The sequence below is a fragment of the uncultured Jannaschia sp. genome, from assembly GCF_947494055.1.
Classification (GTDB): Bacteria; Pseudomonadota; Alphaproteobacteria; order Rhodobacterales; family Rhodobacteraceae; genus Jannaschia.
Genome location: NZ_CANLTR010000089.1, coordinates 1 through 5506 on the forward strand (window position 1 = coordinate 1; position 5506 = coordinate 5506).

Consider the following 5506-nt stretch of genomic DNA (forward strand, 5'->3'; position numbering starts at 1 on the left):
CTCTTCGACGATCGGGATGATGGTGACGTCGCCCTCCTCGCGCATCGCCGGCGGCTCGTCCACGATGCGGTCGACGGGCAGGCGCTCGACGTCGACCTGCTCGCGCCGTAGCGTCTCGCGGATCGGGACCTCTTCGGTCTCGGTCCGCAGGCGGATTGTGGCAACCGTTCGCTCCACCTCGCGCGTTTCGACCTTCAAGCGCTCCTGCGCGACCGGGACGGTCTCGATTGCCTCGTCGCGTCGCGGGGGCGTCGTATCACTCACGTCCTGCATCCCCTCCGTCATGCGACTTGCATGTCGCTCCAATCCGTTCCGCCTCCGATTGTTCCGGTATGACGCCGTTAACGATTGTTAAGACCCTGTACGTCTGGCGGCAGGTCCGGGAACAATTGCCAGAGCCGCTGGTTGCGGCTCCATGCCAGGGCGGCGGTGTGTCGCGGCACAATCCAGTCGGGAGAACATCATGGCCAATAATTCCGGGGATTTCCGCAACCCGAAAATCAGTGACACCGGGACGAAGTCCTCCGGCGGGATCGGCAAGTGGATCGGCATCGCCATCGCGGGGCTTGTCGTGCTCCTGCTTCTGCTCTGGCTCCTCGGCGCCTTCGGCAGTGATGATGCGGACGTCGACATGACCGACCCGGATGCGGTGACCGCCCCGACGAACTAGTCAAGTCTACGCCAAACCAGCGCTTGCGCTCCTGAGTCGGAACGGAGGCTTCCTATGTGAGCCTATCCGTTTATGGCCACTGCCGCTCGGACCCGATTGCCCGTGGTCGTTCGTTGCGTCGATTCGGGCGCAATCGTCGCTGGGGTCCGCGGCGATGATCCTGTTCACCACCATGCCCCGAATAGCCGAGCATCGCTGACGGAGGGGGACGTTGGAGCGATGACCCAGTCACAGGAAGGTCGAGGACCGGACAAGCGCCCGGAAACGGTGATCGACGAGGCTGCGGCCCTTACGGAGGCCGAGGAACAGAAGGTCGTCGAACGCCTCAGCCTACGTGCGCCCGCGATCTACGCCATCATCAAGGAGGAGGGAGAAGCCGAGCTCGCCCGGCCAACCGGTTCGCTGATCTGGTCGGGCCTCGTGTCGGGTATCGCGATGGGGTTCTCCGTTCTTACGCTGGCCTTGTTGCAGATGCATCTGCCGACAGCCGGATGGACGCCTCTTGTCACGTCCTTCGGCTACGCGACCGGTTTCCTGATCGTCATTCTCGGGCGTCAGCAGCTCTTCACGGAGAACACGATCACGATTGTCCTGCCGCTGATATCCGAAGGGAGCTGGGCCGCCCTGGGATCGCTCGCCCGTGTCTGGGGCGTGGTGCTGATCGCCAACTGGACCGGATGCATTGCGGTCGCGCTCGGCCTCGTTGCCTTTGCGCTCGTCCCCGACGATGTCGCGCGGGCCGTCATCGCGGTCTCGCGGCATTACGGCGAGCTGACGGGCGGCGAAGCGTTCCGACAGGCTATCGGCGCGGGGTTCCTCGTTGCCGTGATGGTCTGGATGAAGCCGGGCGCGGAAGGTTCCGAGTTTGTCCTGATCACCGCCACGGCCTGGCTGATCGCCTTGGGCGAGTTTACGCACGTAATCGCCGGCATGGTCGAGATCGTGGTCCTCGTGCTGGCGGGCGAACTCGAGGTGATGGACGGCCTCTTCACCCTGGCCCTGCCGACGCTCGCCGGCAACATCATTGGCGGGACCGGTCTTTTCGCGCTGCTGGCTTACGCGCAAGTCAAGGACGAGGTCCGCACCGTCGATCCTGCCGACGGCGGCGATCCACCTGTTGGAACGGGGCTCTGATGCCGCCGCACGCAAATCCGCGTTCCGAGGACAACCAGGCATGATCGCTCCTCTCCTGTTCGTTCTCGGTGCCCTCGTCGTCGGTCTCGTCTTCTACGACTTCCTGCGGACCACCATCAGCCTGAGCGGGCTGGGTCCCGTCAGCCGGTGGGTCACGTCCGGTCTCTGGTTTGCGGGCTCGCGGCTCGCCGTTCGCAGCGAACGACGGCTGGGCCTGTCTTTTCGTGGTCTGCTCGGCCCGTCGATCCTGACCTCGATCGCGGGCACGTGGATCCTCCTTCACCTCGCTGGCTATACGCTGATGTTCAGGGCCGGTTCCTCCCTCGTCGAGACGCAATCCGGCGACCCGGCGACATGGGTCCAGACCGCGGCCTTCGCCGGCTCCGCGCTCTCGACGCTCGGGGCCTCGAAGGTGCAGGTGACGAATGGCTGGTGGGACATCCTGTCGATGGTGGCCGCGGTGAACGGGATGATCGTCCTGACCCTGTCGGTCAGCTTCATTCTCAACGTCCTCCAGACGACGAATTCGGCCCGGACCTTTGCCGCCCGCTATCACGCCGTGCTGTCGAGTCGTGGAGAAGAAAGTCGCCCGGACCCGCTCCGTCGGGCGTCGACGCTCGGCCCGGATCTGTGCGGCATCGCCGTGCGGCTCGCTGCCTCGCCGTTACCGGGGATCTTCGTGCCGAGCGATCCGAAGATGGATTTTCCGGCGGCCGTCTGCGACCTCTGCGATCTCCTCGAGGCCGAAGGGCTCCGGTCTCGCGAGGAGGGCGCGCCCGGCACGGAGGTTTCCGAACTCCGCTGGGCGATCGGATTGCTCGGCCGCTCCTACAAGTTCGACAGTTCGCAGACCGACGTCGCCGCCGCGCGAGACTGGGCACGGCGGCATACGCTGCCGCGGCCTGATGTCTGAACGAATGTACAAAAGCCGTAAAGGGCCAGGTCGTCTCGCCCAAGCTCGTCATAGAGAGTGCTTGCTCGGTGGAGCAGGTCGCACGGCAGGTCGAGATCGAGGACAACCTCCGGTTCGCCCCCCCATGGCCCGGATTATGGCAAGCGCGTTGCTCGATCCATCATGTGAAGCTGTAATCCTCGTAGGATTGTCGCTGACAAGTGTACCGATCACTAAGGGATGCCATTGCGGATGTAAGGTGACCGGACGCTCACTTCGGTTGATCGAGAGTATGGCGCAGGCGGCCGAGTTCAGTCGGCATTCTGGTCTAGGAAAATCTGCTTTACTTACGTTATTCGGAAGTAAAGATATGATGTAGTATCTTTACTATAGTAACCATGCCGCGCCAAGCCGGACATTATGTCGAGACCATTACCGGCGGCGAGACCGTCCGCGCCTTTGTGCCCGCACCGCTGCCGCCGGTGCCACCAATCGAAGCGGGTGCGCTTCTGCGCCTGTTGAACGACGCGCAGCGTGCGCTTGGACGCCTGGACGGCGTAACGATGCTTCTGCCGAGCCAGGAACTGTTCCTCTACATGTACGTCCGCAAGGAGGCAGTGCTGTCGTCGCAGATCGAGGGCACGCAATCGACGCTGACCGACCTGCTCCTCTTCGAGGAGAACGCGAAGGCCGGCGTGCCGGTCGACGACGTGCGGGAGGTGTCGAATTACGTGGACGCCATGATGCATGGGCTTGCGCGACTGGAAGAGCTTCCGCTCTCGCTGCGCCTGATCCGTGAGATGCACGCACGACTGCTCGACTCGGGGCGCGGCGCGACGAAGGACCCAGGGGCGTTCCGGCGCTCGCAGAACTGGATTGGCGGTACGCGGCCGGGCAACGCGCTCTACGTTCCGCCGCCGGTCGATGCCATGGAGGACTGCCTTCGCGATCTGGAGGCTTTCATCCACGAAGACGCTTCGGACCTGCCGCCGCTCATCAAGGCGGGATTGATTCATGTCCAGTTCGAGTCGATCCACCCCTTCCTCGACGGGAACGGTCGGATCGGCCGTCTGCTGGTGACGCTCTACCTGTGCGTCTTCGATGGGATGGAGCATCCGCTGCTCTATCTCAGCCTCTACCTCAAGGAGAACCGCGCAAGCTATTACCGGCTGCTTCAAGAGGTTCGCGAGAGCGGGGCTTGGGAGGCCTGGCTCGAGTTCTTTCTCCTGGGGGTCACGGAAACGGCGAACCAGGCCTTCGACGCGGCGCGTCGGATCGCGGCTCTCTTCGAGGCTGATCGAACCCGTATTGCCGAGGGTGGGGCTGCATCGCATTCGGCGCTTCGAGTCCACGAATTGATGCAGCGCAACCCTTTCGCCGCCGCGCCACGACTCGTGCGCGAGACGGGATTGACCACCCCGACCGTGAATGCCGCCCTGCGGGAGCTTGAACGGCTCGAAATCGTCGAGGAGATCACAGGTAAGGCGCGGGGTCGAGTTTACGCATATGCCGCATACATGCGGATCCTTGGGGAGGGGACGGGCAGCCGCACCGAAGGACAACCTGCTCGGTGATCTTGCCAAACGTAAGCGAGGGATAGATTCCATTCCTTTTCGATCTCGTCCCTGCCGGCGCGTCCGTCATATCCCTGCGGCGTGGAACGGGAGAGCGCGATGTTTGACGGGTTTGTGACGCTACGAAGTTCTTGAGGATCGTGCGGCCGGGCGTTGGACGTGGCCTGTGGATGTAAAGCTGCGGATCGTGGCCGAGAGGCACGCGCCCGGGATGATGGTCAGCGAGGTGGCACGGCGCCATCGGCTGATGCCAGCGCGGGTAACGACCTGGCGACGCCGGCACCGCGAGGGCAAGCTCGGTCCGGCCCCGGTTACGGCTTCGCGAATGTTCGTGCAGCTGATGCTGGAAGATCTCCATCGATCAACTGGAGTGCCCCCACTGAAGTGGTCCACCTTTTGGGATAGGAATATCCCGTTTTCAGGAGGACGACGAGATGGCAGGAAAACGCGAGAAGCCCGAGGATATCGTGCTGAAGCTGCGACAGGTTGAGGTGCTGCAAGGACAAGGAAGTTCGGTTCAGGAAGCTGTGCGGCAGATCGGCGTGACGGTTCAGACCTATTATCGGTGGCGCAAGCAATATGGGGGCATGAGCCGGGATCAGCTTAAGCGGCTGAAGGAGCTTGAGGCCGAGAACACGCGTCTCAGACGTGCCGTGTCGGATTTGACGTTGGACAAGATGATCCTCGCGGAGGCTTCACGGGGAAACTTCTGAGCCCTTCCCGCCGTAGACAGTGCATCGACCATGTGCGGCAGACCCTTAGCGTATCAGAACGCAGGGTCTGCTGCACTTTGGGTCAGCATCGCTCGACGCAGCGCAAAGTGCCCTGCCGCCGGCCGGACGAAGCCCGGCTGACCGAGGACATCATCGCGCTGGCCGAAGAGTATGGGCGCTATGGATATCGCATGATCACCGGGATGCTGAACAACAGCGGCTGGCATGTGAACCATAAAAGGGTCGAACGGATCTGGCGGCAGGAAGGGCTGAAAGTCCCGCAAAAAACAACCTAAGAAGGGCCGGCTCTGGCTGAACGATGGGTCCTGCGTGAGGCTGCGGCCAGAGCGCCCGAACCATGTCTGGTCCTATGATTTTGTCCAGGATCGCACGCACGACGGGCGGGTCTTCCGCACGCTGAATATCATAGACGAGTTCACGAAGGAGGATAGTGTCCCACCCTGTGGTGTAGGAGGCCGCGCGCGGAGCCTTTGGCTCGGCGCAGCGTGCGGCCGGGCTGGTG

5 protein-coding genes and 2 pseudogenes are annotated in these 5506 nt (G+C 63.1%); 6 read left to right on the top strand and 1 reads right to left on the bottom strand.

Annotated elements, in window-relative coordinates; translation table 11 throughout:
- The coding region (locus tag Q1A87_RS22785) for a DUF2382 domain-containing protein (RefSeq protein ID WP_299656947.1) at positions 1-264 on the bottom strand (264 nt) is incomplete at its 3' end.
- A gap of 199 nt (positions 265-463) precedes the next feature.
- Between Q1A87_RS22785 and Q1A87_RS22790 the strand changes: the two genes are divergently transcribed.
- From Q1A87_RS22790 to Q1A87_RS22810, 6 genes and pseudogenes are all read left to right on the top strand, one after another.
- Positions 464-670, top strand: a complete 207-nt coding sequence (locus tag Q1A87_RS22790; protein ID WP_299656950.1) for a hypothetical protein — start codon at positions 464-466, stop codon at positions 668-670.
- Between the two features lie 219 nt (positions 671-889).
- Positions 890-1804, top strand: a complete 915-nt coding sequence (locus Q1A87_RS22795; RefSeq protein ID WP_299656952.1) for a formate/nitrite transporter family protein — start codon at positions 890-892, stop codon at positions 1802-1804.
- A gap of 40 nt (positions 1805-1844) precedes the next feature.
- A complete protein-coding gene (locus Q1A87_RS22800) occupies positions 1845-2717 on the top strand; it encodes a hypothetical protein (RefSeq protein WP_299656954.1) in 873 nt (290 codons plus the stop codon).
- 377 nt (positions 2718-3094) lie between these two features.
- On the top strand, positions 3095-4270 hold the full coding sequence (locus Q1A87_RS22805) for a Fic family protein (RefSeq protein ID WP_299656957.1): 1176 nt from the start codon (positions 3095-3097) through the stop codon (positions 4268-4270).
- 163 nt (positions 4271-4433) lie between these two features.
- Positions 4434-4760: pseudogene (locus Q1A87_RS24370) on the top strand (transposase); the annotation flags it as partial.
- A pseudogene (locus tag Q1A87_RS22810) lies at positions 4705-5430 on the top strand (IS3 family transposase); the annotation flags it as partial. The pseudogenes Q1A87_RS24370 and Q1A87_RS22810, both read left to right, overlap by 56 nt.
- Positions 5431-5506 lie beyond the last annotated feature (76 nt).

Bases quoted from the DNA above. Each gene is read 5' to 3' on its own strand.
- Q1A87_RS22790 (WP_299656950.1), top strand. From the start codon at position 464: ATGGCCAATAATTCCGGGGATTTCCGCAACCCGAAAATCAGTGACACC.
- Q1A87_RS22795 (WP_299656952.1), top strand. From the start codon at position 890: ATGACCCAGTCACAGGAAGGTCGAGGACCGGACAAGCGCCCGGAAACG.
- Q1A87_RS22800 (WP_299656954.1), top strand. From the start codon at position 1,845: ATGATCGCTCCTCTCCTGTTCGTTCTCGGTGCCCTCGTCGTCGGTCTC.
- Q1A87_RS22805 (WP_299656957.1), top strand. From the start codon at position 3,095: ATGCCGCGCCAAGCCGGACATTATGTCGAGACCATTACCGGCGGCGAG.